The 18,959-nt window shown below is 72.5% G+C and carries 19 protein-coding genes; 9 read left to right on the forward strand and 10 right to left on the reverse strand.

Going from position 1 to position 18,959, the window contains the following annotated elements; genetic code table 11:
- Positions 1-38: 38 nt before the first annotated feature.
- The 4 genes from ACFY5B_RS24710 to ACFY5B_RS24725 all read left to right on the forward strand — a co-directional run bounded on the left by ACFY5B_RS24710 (position 39) and on the right by ACFY5B_RS24725 (position 2,630).
- Positions 39-635, forward strand: coding sequence for a hypothetical protein (locus ACFY5B_RS24710; protein ID WP_389972584.1), 597 nt, complete (start codon positions 39-41; stop codon positions 633-635).
- Between the two features lie 70 nt (positions 636-705).
- Positions 706-1,071 carry a phage holin family protein gene (locus tag ACFY5B_RS24715; protein WP_389972586.1) on the forward strand — a complete coding sequence of 122 codons (366 nt, stop codon included), beginning with the start codon at positions 706-708 and terminating at the stop codon, positions 1,069-1,071.
- The gene (locus tag ACFY5B_RS24720; RefSeq protein ID WP_389972588.1) at positions 1,047-1,751 is read left to right on the forward strand and encodes a DUF3618 domain-containing protein; all 705 of its coding nucleotides are present in this window, start codon (positions 1,047-1,049) and stop codon (positions 1,749-1,751) included. The genes ACFY5B_RS24715 and ACFY5B_RS24720 overlap by 25 nt, the downstream gene beginning before the upstream one ends.
- 93 nt (positions 1,752-1,844) lie before the next feature.
- The gene (locus ACFY5B_RS24725) at positions 1,845-2,630 is read left to right on the forward strand and encodes a DUF2382 domain-containing protein (protein ID WP_389972590.1); all 786 of its coding nucleotides are present in this window, start codon (positions 1,845-1,847) and stop codon (positions 2,628-2,630) included.
- Positions 2,631-2,735: 105 nt separating this feature from the next.
- Here the strand turns inward: ACFY5B_RS24725 and ACFY5B_RS24730 are convergent, their stop codons facing one another.
- The 4 genes from ACFY5B_RS24730 to ACFY5B_RS24745 form a co-directional block, all read right to left on the reverse strand.
- Positions 2,736-3,503 carry a sulfite exporter TauE/SafE family protein gene (locus ACFY5B_RS24730; RefSeq protein ID WP_389972592.1) on the reverse strand — a complete coding sequence of 256 codons (768 nt, stop codon included), beginning with the start codon at positions 3,501-3,503 and terminating at the stop codon, positions 2,736-2,738.
- A gap of 384 nt (positions 3,504-3,887) precedes the next feature.
- Positions 3,888-5,981: a DUF1996 domain-containing protein gene (locus tag ACFY5B_RS24735; protein ID WP_389972593.1), complete on the reverse strand. Its 2,094-nt coding sequence runs from the start codon at positions 5,979-5,981 to the stop codon at positions 3,888-3,890.
- A gap of 252 nt (positions 5,982-6,233) precedes the next feature.
- Complete coding sequence (locus ACFY5B_RS24740; protein ID WP_389972595.1) at positions 6,234-6,914, reverse strand: lytic polysaccharide monooxygenase; 681 nt, start codon at positions 6,912-6,914, stop codon at positions 6,234-6,236.
- Between the two features lie 139 nt (positions 6,915-7,053).
- Entirely contained in the window at positions 7,054-7,686 is a 633-nt protein-coding gene (locus ACFY5B_RS24745; RefSeq protein WP_389972597.1) for a GNAT family N-acetyltransferase, read from the reverse strand.
- A gap of 136 nt (positions 7,687-7,822) precedes the next feature.
- Here ACFY5B_RS24745 and ACFY5B_RS24750 point away from each other — a divergent pair, with 136 nt between their 5' ends.
- Positions 7,823-8,947 (forward strand): YihY/virulence factor BrkB family protein, encoded by a 1,125-nt coding sequence (locus tag ACFY5B_RS24750; RefSeq protein WP_389972769.1) that lies wholly within the window; start codon positions 7,823-7,825, stop codon positions 8,945-8,947.
- 12 nt (positions 8,948-8,959) lie between these two features.
- Here ACFY5B_RS24750 and ACFY5B_RS24755 read toward each other — a convergent pair whose 3' ends face one another.
- From ACFY5B_RS24755 to ACFY5B_RS24765, 3 genes are all read right to left on the reverse strand, one after another.
- Positions 8,960-9,412 (reverse strand): NAD(P)H-dependent oxidoreductase, encoded by a 453-nt coding sequence (locus tag ACFY5B_RS24755; protein WP_344459618.1) that lies wholly within the window; start codon positions 9,410-9,412, stop codon positions 8,960-8,962.
- 202 nt (positions 9,413-9,614) lie between these two features.
- Positions 9,615-10,046 carry a DUF3618 domain-containing protein gene (locus ACFY5B_RS24760; protein ID WP_389972599.1) on the reverse strand — a complete coding sequence of 144 codons (432 nt, stop codon included), beginning with the start codon at positions 10,044-10,046 and terminating at the stop codon, positions 9,615-9,617.
- Complete coding sequence (locus ACFY5B_RS24765) at positions 10,043-10,486, reverse strand: phage holin family protein (RefSeq protein ID WP_389972601.1); 444 nt, start codon at positions 10,484-10,486, stop codon at positions 10,043-10,045. The genes ACFY5B_RS24760 and ACFY5B_RS24765 overlap by 4 nt, the downstream gene beginning before the upstream one ends.
- Before the next feature lie 148 nt (positions 10,487-10,634).
- On the opposite strand from ACFY5B_RS24765, the gene ACFY5B_RS24770 reads away from it, so the two are divergent.
- Complete coding sequence (locus tag ACFY5B_RS24770; RefSeq protein WP_053669470.1) at positions 10,635-11,084, forward strand: SRPBCC family protein; 450 nt, start codon at positions 10,635-10,637, stop codon at positions 11,082-11,084.
- Positions 11,085-11,142: 58 nt separating this feature from the next.
- Here ACFY5B_RS24770 and ACFY5B_RS24775 read toward each other — a convergent pair whose 3' ends face one another.
- Positions 11,143-15,474, reverse strand: a complete 4,332-nt coding sequence (locus tag ACFY5B_RS24775; RefSeq protein ID WP_389972604.1) for an HAD-IC family P-type ATPase — start codon at positions 15,472-15,474, stop codon at positions 11,143-11,145.
- A gap of 16 nt (positions 15,475-15,490) precedes the next feature.
- A complete protein-coding gene (locus ACFY5B_RS24780; RefSeq protein WP_389972606.1) occupies positions 15,491-16,045 on the reverse strand; it encodes a hypothetical protein in 555 nt (184 codons plus the stop codon).
- 346 nt (positions 16,046-16,391) lie between these two features.
- Between ACFY5B_RS24780 and ACFY5B_RS24785 the strand changes: the two genes are divergently transcribed.
- The 3 genes from ACFY5B_RS24785 to ACFY5B_RS24795 are packed head-to-tail and all read left to right on the forward strand — an operon-like array spanning position 16,392 to position 18,128.
- Positions 16,392-17,069 (forward strand): nucleotidyltransferase family protein, encoded by a 678-nt coding sequence (locus tag ACFY5B_RS24785; protein ID WP_362050310.1) that lies wholly within the window; start codon positions 16,392-16,394, stop codon positions 17,067-17,069.
- 10 nt (positions 17,070-17,079) lie between these two features.
- Positions 17,080-17,367 carry a BON domain-containing protein gene (locus ACFY5B_RS24790; RefSeq protein WP_097214668.1) on the forward strand — a complete coding sequence of 96 codons (288 nt, stop codon included), beginning with the start codon at positions 17,080-17,082 and terminating at the stop codon, positions 17,365-17,367.
- Positions 17,364-18,128: a metallophosphoesterase gene (locus ACFY5B_RS24795; RefSeq protein WP_389972608.1), complete on the forward strand. Its 765-nt coding sequence runs from the start codon at positions 17,364-17,366 to the stop codon at positions 18,126-18,128. The genes ACFY5B_RS24790 and ACFY5B_RS24795 overlap by 4 nt, the downstream gene beginning before the upstream one ends.
- Before the next feature lie 454 nt (positions 18,129-18,582).
- On the opposite strand, the gene ACFY5B_RS24800 is transcribed toward ACFY5B_RS24795, so the two are convergent.
- On the reverse strand, positions 18,583-18,801 hold the full coding sequence (locus ACFY5B_RS24800) for a hypothetical protein (RefSeq protein WP_389972610.1): 219 nt from the start codon (positions 18,799-18,801) through the stop codon (positions 18,583-18,585).
- Positions 18,802-18,959: the final 158 nt, after the last annotated feature.

Raw genomic sequence — 18,959 nt, forward strand, 5'->3', positions numbered from 1 at the left:
AGAACGAATCCACGGGCGGTGCCTGAGGGAGAAGACCCATGAGCGAGATGGCGAAAGAGAGCACCGGTCGTGCTCAGCAGGCCGGGCAAACGGCGAAACAGGAGGCGTCGGCCACGGCCGGTCAGGCCAGACAAGGGGCCGGCCAGGTCGTGGGCACGGCCGCCGACCAGGTCAGAGCCGTCACCGATGAGGCCAGGGCCCAGGCCGGTGCGATGGCCGGTGACCTGCGGACGCGGGTCACCGAGGAGGCCGAGAGCCAGACGCGGCGGGGAGCGCAGGCCATGCGGCGGTGGGCGGACGATCTGTCCGGTCTCGCGGACAGCGCCGACGCGGACTCGCCCGCCAGGAGCCTCGTGACGCAGGCGGCCGACCGCGGTCACCGGGCCGCCGACTACCTGGACGCGCGGGGCGTGGGCGGAGTGGTCGACGACCTGCAGGACTTCGCCCGCCGGCGGCCCGGCGCCTTCCTCGGCGGAGCGGTCGTGGCCGGGTTCGCCGTGGGACGGCTCGCCAAGGCCGGCAGCAAGGCCAACGGTTCCGGATCGGGCCGGTCGGCGCAGCCGAGCACCGCCGGTACCCGAACCCTGCCTGAGGACGCGGCGCCGCCGGAGCTGCCGGGTCACGGGGAGGCATGAGATGTCGTCGCTCACGCCCCACGCCCCGTACCGACACGCTCCGAAACACCGCGGCCAGGAGGACAGCTCGGTGGGGGAGCTGCTCTCGACGGTGACGTCGGACGTGCAGCAGCTGCTGCACCAGGAGGCGGAACTGGCCAAGGCCGAGATCCGGGAAGAGGCCACGAAGGCGGGCAAGGCGGCCGGGATGTTCGGCGGAGCCGGGTTCGCCGGCTACATGGTGGCCGTCTTCCTGAGCCTGGCGGCGACGTTCGCCCTGGCCAACGTCATGGACCCGGGATGGGCCGCGCTGATCGTCACCGGCGTGTGGGCGGTGATCGGTCTGATCCTCTACCGACGGGGCCGCGCGCAGATGCGCACCGTATCGCCGAAGCCGGAGCAGACCATGCAGACGCTGAAGGAGGACATGCGATGGGCACGGCACCCGACCAGATAAGGGCCGACATCGAAAGCACGCGGGAGAGACTGTCCGAGGACGTCTCCCGGCTGGCCGACCGCGCCCGCCCCCGCCGGATGGTCCGGCGGCGCACCCGGCGCGCCCGCGGCGCTCTGCACGGGGTCAGGGAGCGCGTGATGGGCAGCGCCTCGGAGATCACCGGGCAGACCGCCGGCCGGACCCAGCAGGCCGCCCGGTCGGTGCAGGAATCCACCGGTCAGGCCGCCGACACCACGCGCCAGGCCGCCGGAAAGGTCGTCGGCACCGCGCGGGAGGCCGCCGGGCAGGCCGGCGAGGCGGCACGGCAGGCCCCTGAGCAAGCGATGCGGCAGACGCAGGGCAACCCGCTCGCGGCCGGCCTGATCGCCTTCGGCGCGGGACTGTTGACCGCCTCACTCCTGCCCACCTCGCAGGCCGAGGAGCAGGCGGCAGAGCGGGCCGGAGAGGCCGTCGAGCCGGTGAAGCAGGCCGCGTTGGAGTCCGCGCAACAACTGAAGGAAGACGCCACCCAGGCCGGCCGCGAGGCCGCCCAGGAGGTCAAGGAGACCGCCTCCGAAGCCGCCCGCGCCACCAAGGAACAGGCCGGAGAACAAGCCGGGCACGTCACCGACCAGGCCCGCCGCTCCGCCCAGATCGCGGCCGAGGAGGCACGCGGGCAGAGCGGCAGCCCCGGACCGTAGGCACCGCGCCGCACGACCGGCCGCACTCGGACACGACCACAGCTCGAGCCCGTCGGCCGGACCGTCCATATGAAGAATGCAGGAGATATTGGAATGATCACCCGAGAGCAGATCGCCACCGTGCTGGACCACCCCGTCCATGACGCCAGGGGCGACAAGATCGGCGATGCCAGGCACGTCTTCTTCGACGACATGACCGGCGAGCCAGAGTGGGTCAGCGTACGGACGGGCCTGTTCGGCACCAACGAGTCCTTCGTACCCATCCACGATGCGGCCCTCGTCGAGGACCACCTCGAAGTGCCGTACGCCAAGGACCAGGTCAAGGACGCGCCCAACGTCGACATAGACGCCGGCGGTCACCTGTCCGAACAGGAGGAGCAGCGCCTGTACCAGTACTACGGGATCGACTGGGACGCCTCCTGGCAGGACCCGTCCGGTACCCGCCAGGCGCAGGGCACCGTCGGCACGGCCGGCACCGTCGGCGCCGCCGACGACGCGATGACGCGGTCCGAGGAGGAAATGCACGTCGGTGTCGAACGCCGTGAGGCCGGCCGGGCGCGGCTGCGCAAGTACGTCGTCACCGAAGAGCAGCAGTACACCGTCCCCGTACGCCATGAAGAGGTCCGCGTCGAGCGGGAGCCGATCACCGACACCAACCGGGACAGCGCGATGACCGGCCCGGACATCACCGAGGCGGAACACGACGTCACGCTGTACGAAGAGCAGCCGGTGGTGGAGACCAGGGCCGTGCCGAAGGAGCGGGTCCGCCTGACCACCGAGGAAGTCACGGAGGAGGAGACGGTCACCGGCGAGGTCCGCAAGGAACGTATCGAGACCGAGGGGACCGACGAGCACGGGGACCAGCGGCGCCGCCACTGATCTCCACCGGGCGCCCGGGGCGGGAGGGCCGAGAGCCTCCCTCCCCGGGCGTCCGGCGTACGCGCAGGGCCGGGCCGGCCCTGCTTCGACGAGGGGCGGCCGGGGTCAGTGGAGCACGAGATGGACGAGGGCGACGGTGCCGACCGACACGATCAGGGTCCGCAGGACGGCGGGGCTGAAGCGGCGTCCCGTTCTGGCTCCGATGAGGCCGCCGAGCGCTGATCCGGCGGCGATGAGCAGGACGGCCGTCCAGTCGAAGTCGGCGAAGAACACGAACAGAACGGCGGCGACGGTGTTGACGACGGCGGCCAGCACGTTCTTCACGGCGTTGAGCCGCTGGAGCGTCTCGTCGAGCAGGATGCCCATCAGAGAGACGTAGATGATGCCCTGCGCGGCGGAGAAGTAGCCGCCGTAGACGCTGGCCAGCGTCAGCCCGGCGAACAGCAGGGGACCGCCGTCACGGCGCTCGGGGCCCCGTCCTGCCTCGCGACGGTGGCGCACCCTCTTCGCGATCCAGGGCTGGCACGCCACCAGGATCAGGGCGAGGCCCACCAGAGCCGGCACGATCCGTTCGAACGCCGACGCGGGCAGGGTCAGCAGCAGCACGGCACCCGTGAGACCGCCCAGCACGGCACCGGCGCCGAGCAGCAGGACACGCCTGCCCTGGCCGTGCAGTTCCTCGCGGTAGCCGAAGACCGCGGCGACGGAACCGGGGACCAGGCCCAGCCCGTTGGACACCGTGGCGGTGACCGGGGGAAGTCCGGCGGCCAGCAGGACCGGGAAGGTGATCAGCGTTCCTGAGCCGACGACGGCGTTGACCGCTCCGGCGCCCGTGCCGGCGGCGAGCACGGCGGCCATCTCCCACGGCGTCACGCGGCCGCTCCGCCGCTCGTGCCGTTCCCGGTGAGGTTCATGGGGTCACGCTAGAGGGTGGGTCCTCCGGCGGCCGTCGAAGGGTGCCGGCGCAGCGACCCGGAGCACGGGCCGGAGCCCGGGATGGAGCCCGGGATGGAGCAGGGAACCGGAACAGGGCGGCCGGAGCCCGGGGACGGAGCAGGGGACCGGAACAGGGCGGCCGGAGCCCGGGGACGGAGCAGGAGACCGGAACACGGGGCCGGAACACGGGGCCGGAGCTGGGCTTCGGTCCGAGAGGCGCGACGGCGGCGGGATCCGGTGGGGATCCCGCCGCCGTTCACGGCTTACGTCCGGGCGTGGCTTCCAGCCCAACCGCACCCGGCTCATGTCCGGGCGCGACTGCTAGCCGCGCCGCACCCGGCGCAGGACGACGAAGCCCGCGATGACCAGCACTGCGCCGGCCGCGGCCGGCCAGAGCTGTGCTCCGGTGTCGGCCAGGCCACCTTCGCCGACCGCCTGGGGCTCGGTGCGGGAGGGGGCCGACGGGGTCGGGGCGGCACTGGTGGCCGTGCCGACGGCCTGGGACTCGCCGAGGCCGTCCGCGTCCTCGCCGTCGTCGTCCTTCGCACCGCCGTCCTCCCCGGCGGCGTTGCCTCCGTCCGCCGAGTCGGTGGCCTTCACCTCGGGCTGTGCCTTGCCCGGGGCCGTGGACGCGTCGCCGGGCTCCGGTTCGGGGACCGGCTTGTCCGCCGGGGGCTTCGGGGCCTCGCCCTTGCCGTCGTCACCGCCGTCGCCCTGGTCGCCGGGCTTGTCGCCGCCGTTGCCGTTCTGCGGGGCCTCGGGAGCCTTCGTCGGCTCCTCTTGCGGTGCCTCGGGAGCCTTCGTCGGCTCCTCCCGCGGGGCCTCCGGCGCCTTCGTCGGCTCCTCCCGCGGGGCCTCCGGCGCCTTCGTCGGCTCCTCCCGCGGGGCCTCCGGCGCCTTCGTCGGCTCCTCCTGCGGGGCCTCCGGCGTCTTGGTGGGCTCCTCCTCGGGCTCCTCGCCCGGTGCGGGGTTCTGCCCGCCGTCCGCTCCGGCTCCGCACTTACGGCCGTCGTTGATGCAGTCGACCATCTCCCCCATCAGATCCTCGTCGAAGATGTTGATGAAGTCGCCGTGGTCCGTGACCGGCTTGTGCAGCTGCTCGGGGAAGGAGTCGACCGCGAACAGCGGTGTCGTACGGCCGCCGTCCTGCAGGCTCGGCGCGTCGATGTCGTAGACGATGCGCTGGACGAGCTGCGGGATGGGGCGGAAGCCCGACGGGCAGTTCCCGGCGGCGTCCGCGAACGCCACGTGGGTGCGGTGATTGGCGCTGTCGATGTTGCGACCGTCCCAGCAGCTCTGGAACTTGAAGGTCCGTACGACGTCGCTGCCCTGCGGGCACAGCGGGTACTTGTCCTTCAGCTGCCGGTCCTCGAAGCCGGTGCAGCTCCAGGAGGCGTTGGCGTTGGCCGGGCCGTTGACGAACGACTTGGCGTCGCCGGTGATGATGCGCAGCAGCCGCGGCATGGCCGTGACCTTCTCGCGCGGGTTGCCGACGAACGTCAGCGTGACCTGCTTCGGCGTCACGATCTCGCCGGCGTTGCCCTCGATGCCGCCGCCGGGCTTGTCGGCGTCCTGCTCCTGGGTGCCGTTCTGCAGGCGGACGACGGGCCAGTAGTAGGACGACTTGTCGCCCTGGTCGTCGCAGCTGGTCTCGGCCTTCGCCAGGTCCTGGTCGCTGGCGAAGGCGTTGTTGGACTGGTTGCCGACGTAGTCGTGGAAGTGGTGGGCGCCGTTGGTGACACCCGGCGCGGCGATGATGTTGTCGGAGTTGAACAGCCCGTTCTCGTTGACGCCGCAGCTGGTGGCGAAGGAGCCGCGGGATGCCCCGCCCTCCTCGCGGGGGTCGTTCACGTTGGGCTGGACGCTCTTGATGTCCGCGTAGTCGGCGGCGACGGGGCCGTTGCCCGCCTGTCCGCCGTTGGCACCCTGGCCGTTCTGCTGCCCCTGGCCTGCTTGACCCTGCTCCTGGCCGGGCCGGCCGGTCGCGCCGGCGTCCTTGCCTTCGCCCTGCGCGGGAGCCTGGTTGCCGTCCTGGACGCTGCAGGCGGCGAGGGCGTCGAGGCCCTCGGGGCGGTCTCCCACGCGGTCGATGGCGATGGCGATGCGCTCGAGGGTGGCGGCCCGCTTCTCCTTCAGCGGGTTCACGACCGCGTTGTCGGCGAAGCCGGGGTCCTGCTGCACCTGCTGGGCCGATTCGCTCAGCCGCTGGTAGGCCTTGGCTATCTGCTCGTCCAGGAGGGCGAGTTCCTTGTCGACCTCCCCCCGCGCCTGTTCCGGGACCGAGGTCAGCTTGCTGCCGACGTCCGGGCAGTCGATCGTGGCGCCCGCGGTCCGGACCCCCGTGCCGGACCGCGTCTGGGCGGAGTCACCGCCCGAACCACCGTCCGTGGCTGAGGCGTAGACGTTCGCGGCCATCAGCCCGCCTCCGCCGAGGATCAGTGCGAATGCGGCGAAGGTCGCGCGTCGTGGGCCGGTAGGGCGTCTTCGCGTGTTGCGTCCCAAGGGTGCTCTCCTGCGCTTGTGGCGTGCCGGGCATGAAAATCCCCTCGCCCCATACGTGCGGGAGCACTGGCGTGTTCACTCACTTCGAAGATTTTCGGAGAATTCTCATGAAGCCCGGGCGGCCCGGGCCCCACCGGACGGCGCTGTCCGGCGGGGCGGCGCAGGTCAGCGGAAGTTCACGTCACTGCACAGGAAGTACGTCTGGTCCATGTGCGAGGCCTGCCAGATCGTGTACACGATGTGCCGGCCGCTCCGTCCCGAAGTGCTCACGGGAATCTCGTAGTTCTGGCTGGGCGCGTACCTGCCGGTGCGCTTGACGAGCTGAAGATCGTTCCAGGTCAGCGGCCGGGTGGTGGGGTCGAAGCCCTGCCGCGTGACGTACACCAGGAAGTAGTCGGCGCCGTGACTGGCCTGGTCGTACAGCTTCACCGTGAAGTTGCCGGTGATGTCCGTCGTCTTCCAGGCGCCGACCGTGTCGAGGGAGTTGTACCGGCCGCCTTCGGTCCGGCCGCCGCTGCACAGCTGGCCGTTGGGGACGACGGCCTGGAAGTTCCCACCGGAGCCGTTGCGGTACAGGCCGTTCCAGTTCCACATGGCGTTGGCGTCGGCCCGCCACGCCTGCCAGCACATGGGGTCCTGCTGGGCCATCGCGGGGTTCAGGTGGTCGCTGCCCCAGCGCAGCCAGCAGCCGTAGTTGCGGGAGGCCGGGTCGACGACCGAGCCGTGGGCGACGGCGGTGCCGCTCCACGGGATGAGACTGAGCAGCGCGGCGACGAGCACACTCAGGGCGAGCGTCAGGCGGGACCTGAACCGGGACGCCCGTAAGTCATGACCATGACAATTCATGATCTCCTCTTTCGGATGTGGGGGTGTAGTGCGTTTCCATCGCGCTTTCGATCATGTTTCGAGGTGGGAGCGCTCCCACTCTGCATAGTGCGCCCGATGGCCGGGATGGGCAATGTGCGTTTGCGCCACTTCCCTTCGGTCAGAGCCGGTCGAGCGCTTTCGTGGTGCGCCCGAGGAAGGTGGCCTCACCCGGCTGGGGAACGTCGATCTCCTCGAAGCCCATGCGGTCGTAGAAGGCCCTGGCCCGGGTGTTGGCCGTCGACATCGCCAGGTGGACGGCGAGGACCCCCCTGTCCCGCAACGCTTGCAGGAAAGTCCGCATCAGGCGGCGCCCGTGCCCGCGGCCCTGCCATGCGGGCAACAGGTCGATGTGCAGATGAGCGGGGTGGCCGGCCAGCTCGGGCAGCACCATCCGTTCGGGGTGGTGCAGCATGATCGCCATCGCCTCGTCCGGAGTGCGCGGCGGGCCGGCAGGTTCCGGGTACCGGTCGCCCACCAGGGGCAGCCACCTGGTCCGGAATGCTTCGGCGAAGCGCGGGGTGTCGGCCGCGCCGAGGATGTAGCCGACCGCCTCTCCCCGCCCGTCGTCCAGTACGAAGGCCAGATCCGGCTCCAGATGGACGTACGGCGCCGCGAACGTGACCGGGAAGATGCCCGGATCCGCGTAGTGGGGGCGGCTGTCCTCGCCGTGGTGGGCGGTGCGGACGCAGATGTCGTCGAGGGCCGGACGGTCCCCGGGGCGGTAGGGACGGACGGTGGGAGACGTGGTCATGGTGGCATCGTGCCGCTGTGGGAGCGCTCCCTCAACCCCCTTTCGGTGGCCTCGCGGACACCACAGGCCGACGCCTCGCACCCGGCTTCCACGAGCGCGGCTTAAGGCCCTCGCCAGGGGTTACCCGGCTCACATGGTGAAGCTGCATATTCCGGGACGGAAAGAACACCACGAGACAGAGGCCCCGCCTCCGGAAGGCTCCCGCCCGGGGCCCGAGGCGGATCGCCCGGAGACTTTCGAGGAGGAACGCCGGGAGGCCCACGCCCCCGATTCCGAAGAGCCCGGGCCGAGCCCCGAGGTGGAGCGTGCGGCGCCGGACACGCCGACCGACCTGCCACGGAAGTCGTGGGGCGCGGTACTGAAGGGAAGCCTGCGGGAGTTCAAGGACGACGAGCTGACCGACCGGGCGGCCGCGCTGACCTACTACGGTGTGCTCGCGCTGTTCCCGGCGCTGCTGGTGCTGGTGTCGATGCTGGGCCTCACCGGCAAGTCGACCACGGACAAGGTGCTGGAGAACGTCCAGCAACTGGCTCCCGGCTCGGCTCGCGACATCATCACCCGGGCCGTCGAACAGTTGCAGGGCAACGCCGGCATCGGCTCGCTGATGGCGATCGTCGGCATCGTGCTGGCGGTGTGGTCGGCGTCCGGTTACGTGGCCGCGTTCATCCGCTCGGCCAACGCCGTGTACGACATGCCCGAGGGCCGGCCGGTGTGGAAGCTGCTGCCGGTGCGGGTGGGTGTGACGGTCGTGCTGATGGTGATGGCCGTGATCAGTGCGCTGATCGTGGTCTTCACGGGCGGGCTCGCCCGGCAGGTGGGGACGACCCTGGGCATCGGTGACACCGCCCTGACGGTGTGGACGTACGCGAAGTGGCCCGTGCTGGTGCTGCTGGTGACGACCATGATCGCGCTCCTGTACTGGGCGACCCCGAACGCCAAGGTGAAGGGCTTCCGCTGGATCACGCCCGGCAGTCTGCTGGCCCTGCTGATCTGGATGGTCGCGTCCGCCGGCTTCGCGATCTACGTGGCCAACTTCGCCTCGTACAACAAGACCTACGGCACGATGGCAGGTGTCATCGTCTTCCTCGTCTGGCTGTGGATCACCAACCTGGCGATCCTGCTCGGTCTGGAGTTCGACGCGGAGACGGTGCGTCAGCGGGCCATCGCCGGTGGGCATCCGCCCGAGGCCGAGCCCTACACCCAGCCGCGGGACACCCGGGCGTGGGACGAGCAGGACCGGCGTCGGCTGGATGAGACCTGACGGTCCGTGCGTTCAGCCCATGAGTCCGGCGGCCACCGTCGCGCCCAGGTCCCAGCACCGCTCGAGGTCGCCCTTGTCCGGCTCGCCGGTCACGGTCACGGCCTCGGCGGCGCGGCGCCAGCCGAGGCCCGTCGTGACCGACTCGATGCCGCGCACCGCTCCGGTGACGTCGTTGCCGCCGTGCACCCAATAGCCGAAGGGGCGGCCGCGGGTGGCGTCCAGGCACGGGTAGTAGACCTGGTCGAAGAAGTGCTTGAGCGCTCCGGACATGTAGCCGAGGTTCGCGGGAGTGCCGAGGAGGAAGCCGTCGGCGGCGAGGACGTCGGAGGCGGTGGCGGACAGCGCGGGCACGCGGACGACCCGGACGTTCTCGATCTCGGGGTCCGTCGCTCCGGAGACGACGGCTTCGAACATCGCCTGGCAGTGCGGCGAAGGCGTGTGATGGACGATCAGCAAGGTGGCCACGGCACCTGACCTTGCCGCCTCGGCCCCCGCCACCGCAAGCGGTGGCGGGGGCCGGGTGTCGCGGTCCCTGGATGGGACGGCGGCTTTTTCAGCGGTGACCGCGGAACGTGACCGCGGCTCATGGTGCGGTGGCCGCGGCTCACTCACCGGTGTGCGGCTCGCTCAGCGGTGGCCGCGGCTCACACACCGGTGAGCGGCTCGCTCAGCGGTGGCCACGGCGGCGGATCAGCAGGCAGGCCACGAGCACGGCACCGGCGCCCGCCAGCAGGGCGGCACGGTGGTCGCGCACCTGCTGCGGGGCCTTGTCCTGCCAGACCCGCTCGGCCTGTGCGGCCTTCTCCTTGGCACCCTGAGCGGCGGCGACGCCCTTCTGCTTGACCGGCTCGGGCAGCTTCTCCTCCACCGTGTGGGCGACGTGCGCGGCCTTGGACCTGGCCTGCCCGCTCCACTCCTGGGCCTTCGCCCCGGCCTGCTCCCTGACCGCGACGGCCTTCTCGCGGGCGCGTGTCTTGACGTCGGCCCGGTCCGCCAGGGCCTGGACGGTGTCGCCCAGTTCGTGGCGGGTGTGCTCGACCTGCTCGCGCAGCTCCTCCTGGCTGCGGGCGGTCGGCTCGTCGTGCGGAGGCTGGGTCATCGCTGTGCACTCTCCTTGATCTCGGCCACGTCGGCCTTCACGCTGTCGATGGTCTGCTGCGGGGCGGGCGGGGTGGCGCTGCGCACCTGTTTGCGGCCGGCCAGCGCCGTCAGGCCGGTGGCGACGGCCAGGACGCCGGTGACGATCAGCGCCGCAGCCCACACCGGCAGCGGGACGGCCAGGGCGGCGATCACCGTGGCGACCAGGGCCTGGAGGGTGACGAAGCCGAGTACGCCGGCTCCGCCGAACAGGCCGCCGCCCTTGCCATAGCGTTTTCCCTTCTCGGTCATCTCCGCCTGGGCGAGGCGCATTTCGCCGCGCACCAGGTCGGTCAGCTGCTCGGTGGCCCGTTGCACCAGCTCGCCCACCGGCTCCTCCCCGGCCGCCGGCGCGCTCCCTGTGCGGGGAGCGGCGGGGGCCGTGCGGTGTGTGTCCGCCATGACGATCACCTCCCGGTCCGTAGTTCCTGGCCGAGTACCAGCGAGGACGGAAAAAACACCTGGTCGGACAAGTTGTGATGACGAGGAGTGAGCGGCGCGAGATCTGGTACCCGTGCCTCGCTCACACACGAGAGAGGGAGGTTTCGCCTTGTCGCAGGTAGAGGAATCCATCGAGGTCCGCGTGCCGGTGCACACCGCGTACAACCAGTGGACGCAGTTCGAGTCCTTCCCCGAGTTCATGGACGGCGTCGAGCGCATCGAGCAGCGCACCGACACCCTCACGCACTGGGTGACGAAGGTCGGCGGACAGGCGCGGGAGTTCGACGCGGAGATCACCGAGCAGGTCCCGGACGAGCGCGTCGCCTGGACCACCGTGGGCGGCGAGGCGCGGCAGGCCGGTGTTGTGACGTTCCACCGTATCCAGGACGACACGACCAAGGTCATGCTGCAGATGGACTTCGACCCCAGTGGTGTGGCCGAGAACGTCGGCGACAAGCTGGGCTTCGTGAAGCGGCAGGTCTCCGGTGATCTGAAGCGGTTCAAGCAGTTCATGGAGGCTCGCGGGACGGAGACCGGCGCCTGGCGCGGCGAGGTCTGACCACATGTGAAGGGGCCGCCACCACAGCTCGTCGGTGGCGGCCCCTTCGCGTTCTGCCCTACGACGCCACCGGGGCGGCGACCCCGCTCTGGAAGAGGTGCCGGGCCTGGCGGCTCAGCTCGTCGAGACGCAGGGCGAGTCGCGCCGCACCGTCGTAGAGGGCGTGGACGGCCCGGAGCCGCTCGAGGCGGGGAGCCAGGGCCGACAGGGCGATGGCCAGGGCGACGCCGGCCCAGGCCACGGGCCCGAGCGGGGTGCAGCCGAAGAAGTGGCTGACGCCGGGGGTCTGGACGAGGGCCGCGAGGACGGCGGCCGAGCCGAGGGCCGTCACCCATACCAGCGTGCTGTGGCGCCGCCCGGAGAGGGTCTGCACGAGCTGGGCACCGACCACACCGCACAGCGCCATGGTGGTGGACCGGCGTTCGGTGCCCGGGGTGAGGCGGCCGATGAGGTACGCCGCGACCGCGCCGAAGCAGGTGGTGATGCCACGGCGGCGGATGGAACGCAGCAGCGGCGCGCCGAGGACGTCGAGGCCCATCGGGCCGGTCGCGGCGTGCTCCGCGGTCGAGGGGTCACTGCTCGGCGTGACGGCCACGGCCATGGCCGGGAACATGTCGGTGAGCAGGTTGACCAGCAGCAGCTGACGGGTGGACAGGGGCGAGGCACCGGCGAGCAGGGTGCCCAGGACGCTGAAGCCGACCTCACCGGCGTTGCCGCCGATGAGGATGCTCACCGCGTCGGCGACGCTGCGCCACAGGGCACGGCCCTCGGCGACCGCGTCCACGAGGACGGACAGGTCGCCGGTGGTGAGCACGAGGTCGGCGGCGTTGCGGGCGGCTGCCGAGCCGCGCGACTCGACCCCGACGCCGACATCGGCCGCGCGGATGGCGGCGGCGTCGTTGGCGCCGTCACCTGCCATCGCCACGACCCGCCCGGCCTGCTGCAGGGCCTCCACGACGTGCAGCTTCTGCTCGGGTGCGACCCGTGCGATGACGCCCGCCCCGCGCAGGACCCGGACGCGTTCGCGGCGTTCCATGGCGACGAGTTCGTCGCCCGTCACCGCCTCGGTCTCCTCCGGCCAGCCCAGTTGCAGGGCGATGGCGCGGGCGGTCTCCGGGTGGTCGCCCGTGAGCATGACGGGCAGGATTCCCGAGCGGCGCAGCTCTGCGAGCAGGGCGTGCGAGGTGTCGCGCGGGACATCGGCAAGGGCGACGAAACCGCTGAACTCCAGGTCTGCCAGCGGCGCGTCGAGTTCGGCCTCGGCGTCGTCTGCCCGGCAGGCTCGGCGGGCGACGGCGAGGACGCGCAGTCCCTGTCCGGCGAGCTCGTGGGCGGTGTCCGAGGCGTGGCCGGGCAGGTCCCGGCAGGCGGGCAGGATCGTCTCCGGAGCGCCCTTGACGACGAGGAGTTCGCCCATCTCCGGTTCGCCGTCGCGACCGACCGCGGCGGCGTAGCCCCGGCGGGTCTCGAAGGGCAGCTCGCCGGTGGGAGCCCAGCCCTGGTCGGGCGGGGCGACTTCGAGGACGGCCTCGTCGGTGGCGTGCGCGACGCGGCGGCCCTGCCCCGTCTCCTCCTGGGGGCAGGCGCGCGCGGCCAGCCGCACGAGCGGGTCGGCCTGCTCGTCGTCCGTGGCGAGGACGGCGCCGTCGGCGGTGGCGACGCGGACCAGGCGCAGCTTGTTCTCGGTGAGGGTGCCCGTCTTGTCGAAGCAGACGGTGTCGACCCGGCCGAGCGCCTCGAGGGTGCGCGGGGTGCGGACCAGGACACCGCGGCGGGAGAGTCGGCGGGCCGCCGCCATCTGCGCGACGGTGGCGACGAGCGGCAGGCCTTCGGGGACGGCGGCGACGGCCACCGCGACACCGCCGCTGACGGCGCGCCGGACGGGGCTGCCGCGCAGCAGGGACAGGCCCGTCACGGCGGCACCGCCGGTGAAGGTCACCGGCAGGGCCTTGCGAGTCAGTTCCTGGAGCCGGGCCTGGACGCCGGCGGGCGGCGGGGTTCGGGCGGCGAGGGTGACGGCCCGGCCCGCCTCGGTCTGGTCGCCGGTGTCCACCACGAGGGCGGTGGCCCGTCCGGCCACCACGGTGGTGCCCTCGAAGACCATGCAGGTGCGCTGGGCCACGGGGAGCCCGGGCGTGGCCTCGACCGACTTGCTCACCGGCAGGGACTCGCCGGTGAGCGCCGACTCGTCGATCTCCAGGCCGTCGACGTCCAGCAGGCGTGCGTCGGCGGGTACGACGTCGCCGGCGCCGAGGCTGATCTCGTCGCCGGGCCGCAGCCGGGCGGCGTCGACGGTGACCACGCGTTCGCGGCTGTCCTGCTTGCGGGCCTTGGGCTGCTGCCGGGCGGCGAGCCGGGCCAGGGCCTGCTCGGCGCGCAGCCGCTGGAGGCCGCCGGTCACGGCGTTGAGGTCCATGGCACCGACGACGAGCAGCGCGTCGACGACCGAGCCGAGCAGCGCCGAGGCGACGGCGCCCGTGGCGAGGACGGGGGTCAGCGGGTCGTCGAGTTCGCGACGCACGGCACCGGCCGCCTGCCACGTCCAGCGGGCGGGGGCGAGTGCCGGGTGCCGGGTCAGACGTACGGCCTGCTGTCGTGAGCGGTCGGCGACGAGGGCCAGTCCGCGGGGCTCTCCGTCGCGGTCGGCGTGCCCCAGCCGGTCCCGGGCCTCGTGAGGTTCCAGGGCGTGCCAGGGGATGTGCAGCCGGGGTGGGGGCGGGGTGGCCCGGGCGACGCGGACGGCTTCGAACCAGCCGGTGATCAGGGCGTTGGCGGCGGCGATGTTGACGGGGGCGTGCCGGGTGAGAGGCCACGGCAGGCGCCGGCCCGGGGGCTGCCCGCCGCGGGCGACCAGGAGCCCGGAGAGGGCCGCGCCGGCGCGGGCCAGAGTCTGCGACCGGCGTCCGACGCGCCGGGCCGCGGGGATCGCCGTGAGCAGCCGCCAGACATCGGCGAGGCCTCTCGGGGCCAGCACGTCGACGGCCCAGGAGACGGCTGCCCGTCCGTCGGTGAGGGCGATGGCCACGTCACCGGCGGGCAGTCCGGCCGCGAGCTGCCCTTCGCCGGATTCGTGCAGGCGGGCGACGGTCACGACCACGCGCCCCTCGGCCTGCAGGGCCCGTACGACCTCCCCGAACGGCTTGGCGCTCGGGGCGACCTCGTCGGCGAGCCGGGTGATGTCCTTCAGGTCGGAGCCGCCCGCGATCACGACGTGCAGACCGGCCCGGCGGGCGGCGTCCAGGACGGCCTCGGCGTACGGGTGGACCGGGTCGTCGGGCAGGCCGTCGTCGGAGCCGTCCTGCCGCAGGCTGCGCAGGGCGTCGGCGTGCAGGACGAGGGCGTCGGCGATCTCCAGCTGCCGCAGTCGCTCTCCGTTGCGCAGCAGGATCCCGGCGTGGGCGAGGAAGACGCCGAGGGTCGCGCCGAAGGCGGCCGGACCGTAGCGGGCCGCCTTGGGGGATCCGGCGAGGACGGCTTCGGCCGCGTCCCTCGCGCTGTGGGTGACGAGAAGGGTGGCGGCGGCGCCGGCGAGGCTGCCGGTGCTGGCGTGGGAGGCGTACTCCGCCGCGGGGGTCACCTTGAGGGGCGGCCGGGAGTCGGTGGGGCCGGGCAGGCTGGTGCGCCGGTGGTGGCAGACGTCGTCGTGCAGCGCCTCGAAGGCCGCGGCTCTGGCCACCGCCTCCGTGAGCTGGTTGCCGCGCAGGATGCCGTCGAGCACGAGGGCCAGCGGGGTCTGGCCGATGCCGTGGGCGGCGGCGTTGGCGGCGGCGAGGACGAGTTCCATGCCGGACGTGCCGAACCGCTGCCGGAGCAGGGCCCGGAAACGGGGGTTCTCGCGCAGGAGCGTGACGGTTGCGGTGATGACGCGCGAGGCGGGGGGCAGCCGCAGGGACCGGCCGGCCAGGGCACCGGCCGCTCCGGCGGCGTCCAGCAGGATCGCCACCGCGGTGACGCGTACCTCGGCGGGGTCGCCGGGGTGGCTGGTGTCCCGGGCGTTGGGGTCGGCGCCCTCTTCGAGGCCCAGACGGGCGGCGAGGGCGGTGGCCCGCTCGGTGACGCGGTCCGTTGCGGCGTCCTCGGCCACGGTGAGCACCAGGCGGCCCAGTCCCCCGTCCCAGTAGGCCGTGAGGACGTCCGGGTGCTCGACGAGTTCCTCGGCGACCCTGTGGGCGAGCGCTCCGGCGTCGCCGTCGGAGTGCCGCAGGGCGAGGTGGAGTCGCTGCCCGGCCTGCCAGTGCTGTCCGCCGGTCAGGGCGTTGCGCGCGACGTTGCGGACGCGGCGGGTGGTGTCGTAGACGGACGTCACCGACTGGGCGGTGCTGCGGGCGGCGCCTGCGGCAGCGCCGGCCACGGCCCCGACGAGCGGGGTGACGTCGAAGTGTGTGAGCATCTGCTGCTGTCCCGACTCAGCCGGTGGGGCGGCTGTCGTGTGCGTGCCCGTGGGGCTGCTCGTCGTCGTGGTGCGCGGTGGCCTCGGCGACCTGCTTCAGGGCGGAGGCGGTGGCGGTGTCGCCGACCTTGGCGGGCTGTTCGTGGACGTGTTGTTCCGGCCGGTCGTGCCGGTAGTGGGAGGAGGCGAGCCTGCCGCCGGGGCCGTACGCGGAGGTGTCCTCGTCGTCCTCGCCGGCCCGGGCGGAGCGGTGGTCGCCGCCGCTGCCGGTCTGGGTTTCGCCGTCGGGTGACGCGCCGTCGCGCGGCTGCTCGGGCCGCGGCCGGGTCAGCCAGGCGACGGCGGCTCCGGTCACCGCCACCGGCCACTCCACCACTCCGGCCACGCCGAGCACCCCGGCGCCGGCGTAGACGGCCATCCGGCGGCCGCGCGGCGAGACGGCGCCGATCCTGTCCAGCGCGCCCGTGGCCGCCTTGCCCACCTGCTCCGCGCCCGGCAGGTGCCTGAGGCCTGAGGCCACGGCCCGCAACGGCTGCGGAAGATCCGACGCACGTGACGTCTCCTGGTTCATGTCGACCTCCACAAGCGCGTTGTCGGCGGCGTGATCCGGCTTCCCATCCCTTTGCCCAATATTCCGCTTTTGTCCGGTTATGCGCTTGTCTTGTTCGGCCGGGTGCCCTGGGACAGCGCCGCCCCCCCTCGCCGACGCCCTGGGGGACGCCGGGTCGGCGGGCCGGGCCCGGGCGGGTGCGCGCCGGGCGGGTGGCGGGCCGGGCGGGTGGCGGGCCGGGCCTCACGCTCTGCGGAAGCCGTCCGTGTCGGGCCGGGAGCGCCGGGTACTCAATGCAGGCACACAGGCCGTCTCGGGTCCGGACCCCGCACGGGAGCGGAGTGTCCGGTTCGGCGAAGGAGTGGTCATGACGCAGAACGGTGATGACGCGACGCTCGTCCGGCGACCGGGGATACCCGACCTCCGGACGGCACCGGACGGTGCCGAGCCCGCGCCACCACAGGATCCCCAGGCGGACCAGCCGCTGCAGGAACTCCCCCAGGACCGCAACCAGGCGCTCCTGGAGGCGGCCAAACAGGTCGGCGCCCTGCTGAAGCGCAAGGGGCACCTGTTCGCACTGGCCGGGAGTGTGGCCGCGTACGCCCACGGCGGCGAGAAGAACCTGCAGCACGACGTCGACTTCGCGATCCGCCCCGAGGACGCGGAAGCGGTGGCGGCCACGCTCCACGAGGCCGGACTGACGGTGTACACCCCGCCGGAGGACTGGCTGATCAAGGCCACGTGCTTCGGCCAGCCGGTCGACATCATCTTCGAGCTGGCACACCGGCCGGTCGGCGCCGACATGCTGGAGCGGGCGCAGGAGCTGTCGGTCGACTCGGTGCGCATGCCCGTGCTGGCCCCGACCGATCTGCTGTGGAGTCTGACCGCCGCGTTCTCGGAGCACCACTGCGACTTCGGGGCGGCCCTGCCCATCGCACGCGCCCTGCGGGAGAAGGTCGACTGGGAGAAGGTACGGCGCGAGTGCGGGGACGAACCCATGCCCGCGGCCTTCTTCTTCCTCCTGGAGCGCCTGAACGTCATCTGAAGGAGCACCCATGAGCACCCACGGTTCCCAGGACGCGGGCGGCGGGCCGCCGGCCGAGAACCTGGACTACCGCATCGCCCACCTCCAGGACCGCCTCGCCTCCGGTGAACTCGGTGAACTGGGCGTACGGGTCGAGGCCCGCGGCCGGACGGTCCTGCTCACCGGCACCGTGCCCTCGGCGCCCTGCCGCGACGAGATCGTGCGCACCGTCCACGAGGAGCTCGCCGGATTCCCCGTGCACAGCGACCTCGTGGTCACCGAGGCGTCCTCCCCCGACCACGCGGAGGAGCTCTCATGATCCGTATCGCAGCCGTCGGAGACATCCACATGGGGCCCGACAGCCAGGGCGTGCTCCGCCCCGCCTTCGAGACCCTGCCCGAGTGCGCCGACCTCCTGCTGCTGGCCGGGGACCTGACCCGGCACGGCACACCCGAGGAGATGCGGGTGGTGGCCCGGGAGGTCCAGGACCTGGCCGTTCCGGTCGTCGCGGTCCTCGGCAACCACGATCACCACGACGATCGTCCGGACGAGGTCACGGCCATCCTCCGGGACGCCGGCGCGCGAGTGCTGGAAGGGCAGAGCACGATCGTGGAGAGCGGCGGGGCGCGGATCGGCGTCGCCGGGACCAAGGGGTTCGGGGGCGGCTTCGTCGGCCGGTGCGCAGGGGAGTTCGGCGAGCCGGTGATGAAGGAGTTCGTCCAGCACTCGCGCCGGTGTGCCGACGGTCTGCGGGCCGCCCTGGAGCGACTGGACCAGGAGGGCTGTGACGCGCGGATCGCCCTGACCCACTACTCCCCCGTCCCGGACACCCTGGCGGGTGAGCCGCTGGAGATCTACCCGTTCCTGGGGAGCTATCTTCTGGCCGAGGCGATCGACACCGCCGGCGCCGACCTCGCGGTGCACGGGCACGCGCACGCCGGCACCGAACACGGCATGACGAGCGGCGGCGTGCGGGTGCGCAACGTCGCCCAGCCGGTCATCGGTCGGGCCTTCCACGTCTACCACCTGCCGACGCGCGAGCCCGCCGCGGCCGTCACCGCCACCCATCAGGCCCGCTGATCACCCGTCCGGTGGGCTGGTGCTGCAGCCGGTTCGGGCCGGGAGAGCGACTCAACGCTCGGTGTCGGCCCGTAGGTGGAAGTGATCCGCGACCGCAGCGACGGTGTCGAAAGCGATGTCGGTCCGCCCCCAGGACGAACGGGGCCTTGCGCGTCCCGGGGATGGTGTGGCCGCCGCCGTGGGCGGTGTAGAGGGAGACGGGAGCGCGTCCGGGCTGGCGGTAGTGGAGGGCTTCCACGGACGGATTCGCCCCGGTGCCCACGGGGGGTCTCCGCAACGCGCGCGGGGGTGATCTTGTTGCGCTGCGCGTAATAGTGGGCGGTCCGCGCTGCCGACATCCCGAGACCCCGGGGGCTGAAACCCCACGTGCTCGCCACGCCGCCGCCGTAGGGCGGATCACCGCCGTTCGGTCCACGAGCCGGTCGATGGCGCCGCGGATGAAGGCGACGTTGTCCTATCCCTCGGCGCGGGTGGCGAAACGGCTGGTGATCCGGGCGTCGTTCCAGTGCTGCCTGTACCCGTCGAGGTAGGCGACCACAGCTCTGTGGTCGGTGGCGAGACGGTCGAAGGCATGGCCGGTGAAGGCACGCAGCTTCGCCCCCGTCTGCCGGGATCCGTGGAGCAGGAGAATGACGGGCGCCGGACGGTCGGTCGGCCCGCCGAGGACCGTCATCGTGCGGGTGTGCCGGTGCACCCGCAGCGATTGGCGTATGTCGGCAGAGGGTCCGGCAGACGGTGGGGGCTCATGATGCTTCCAATCGTCGGTTCCGGCGGCCGGCACGAGTGGGACCGGAAGATCCGGCAGATGGCCGGAGAGTGTCTTGCCGTGCC

The organism is Streptomyces sp. NPDC013187, from assembly GCF_042899705.1.
GTDB lineage: Bacteria > Actinomycetota > Actinomycetes > Streptomycetales > Streptomycetaceae > Streptomyces > Streptomyces hawaiiensis_A.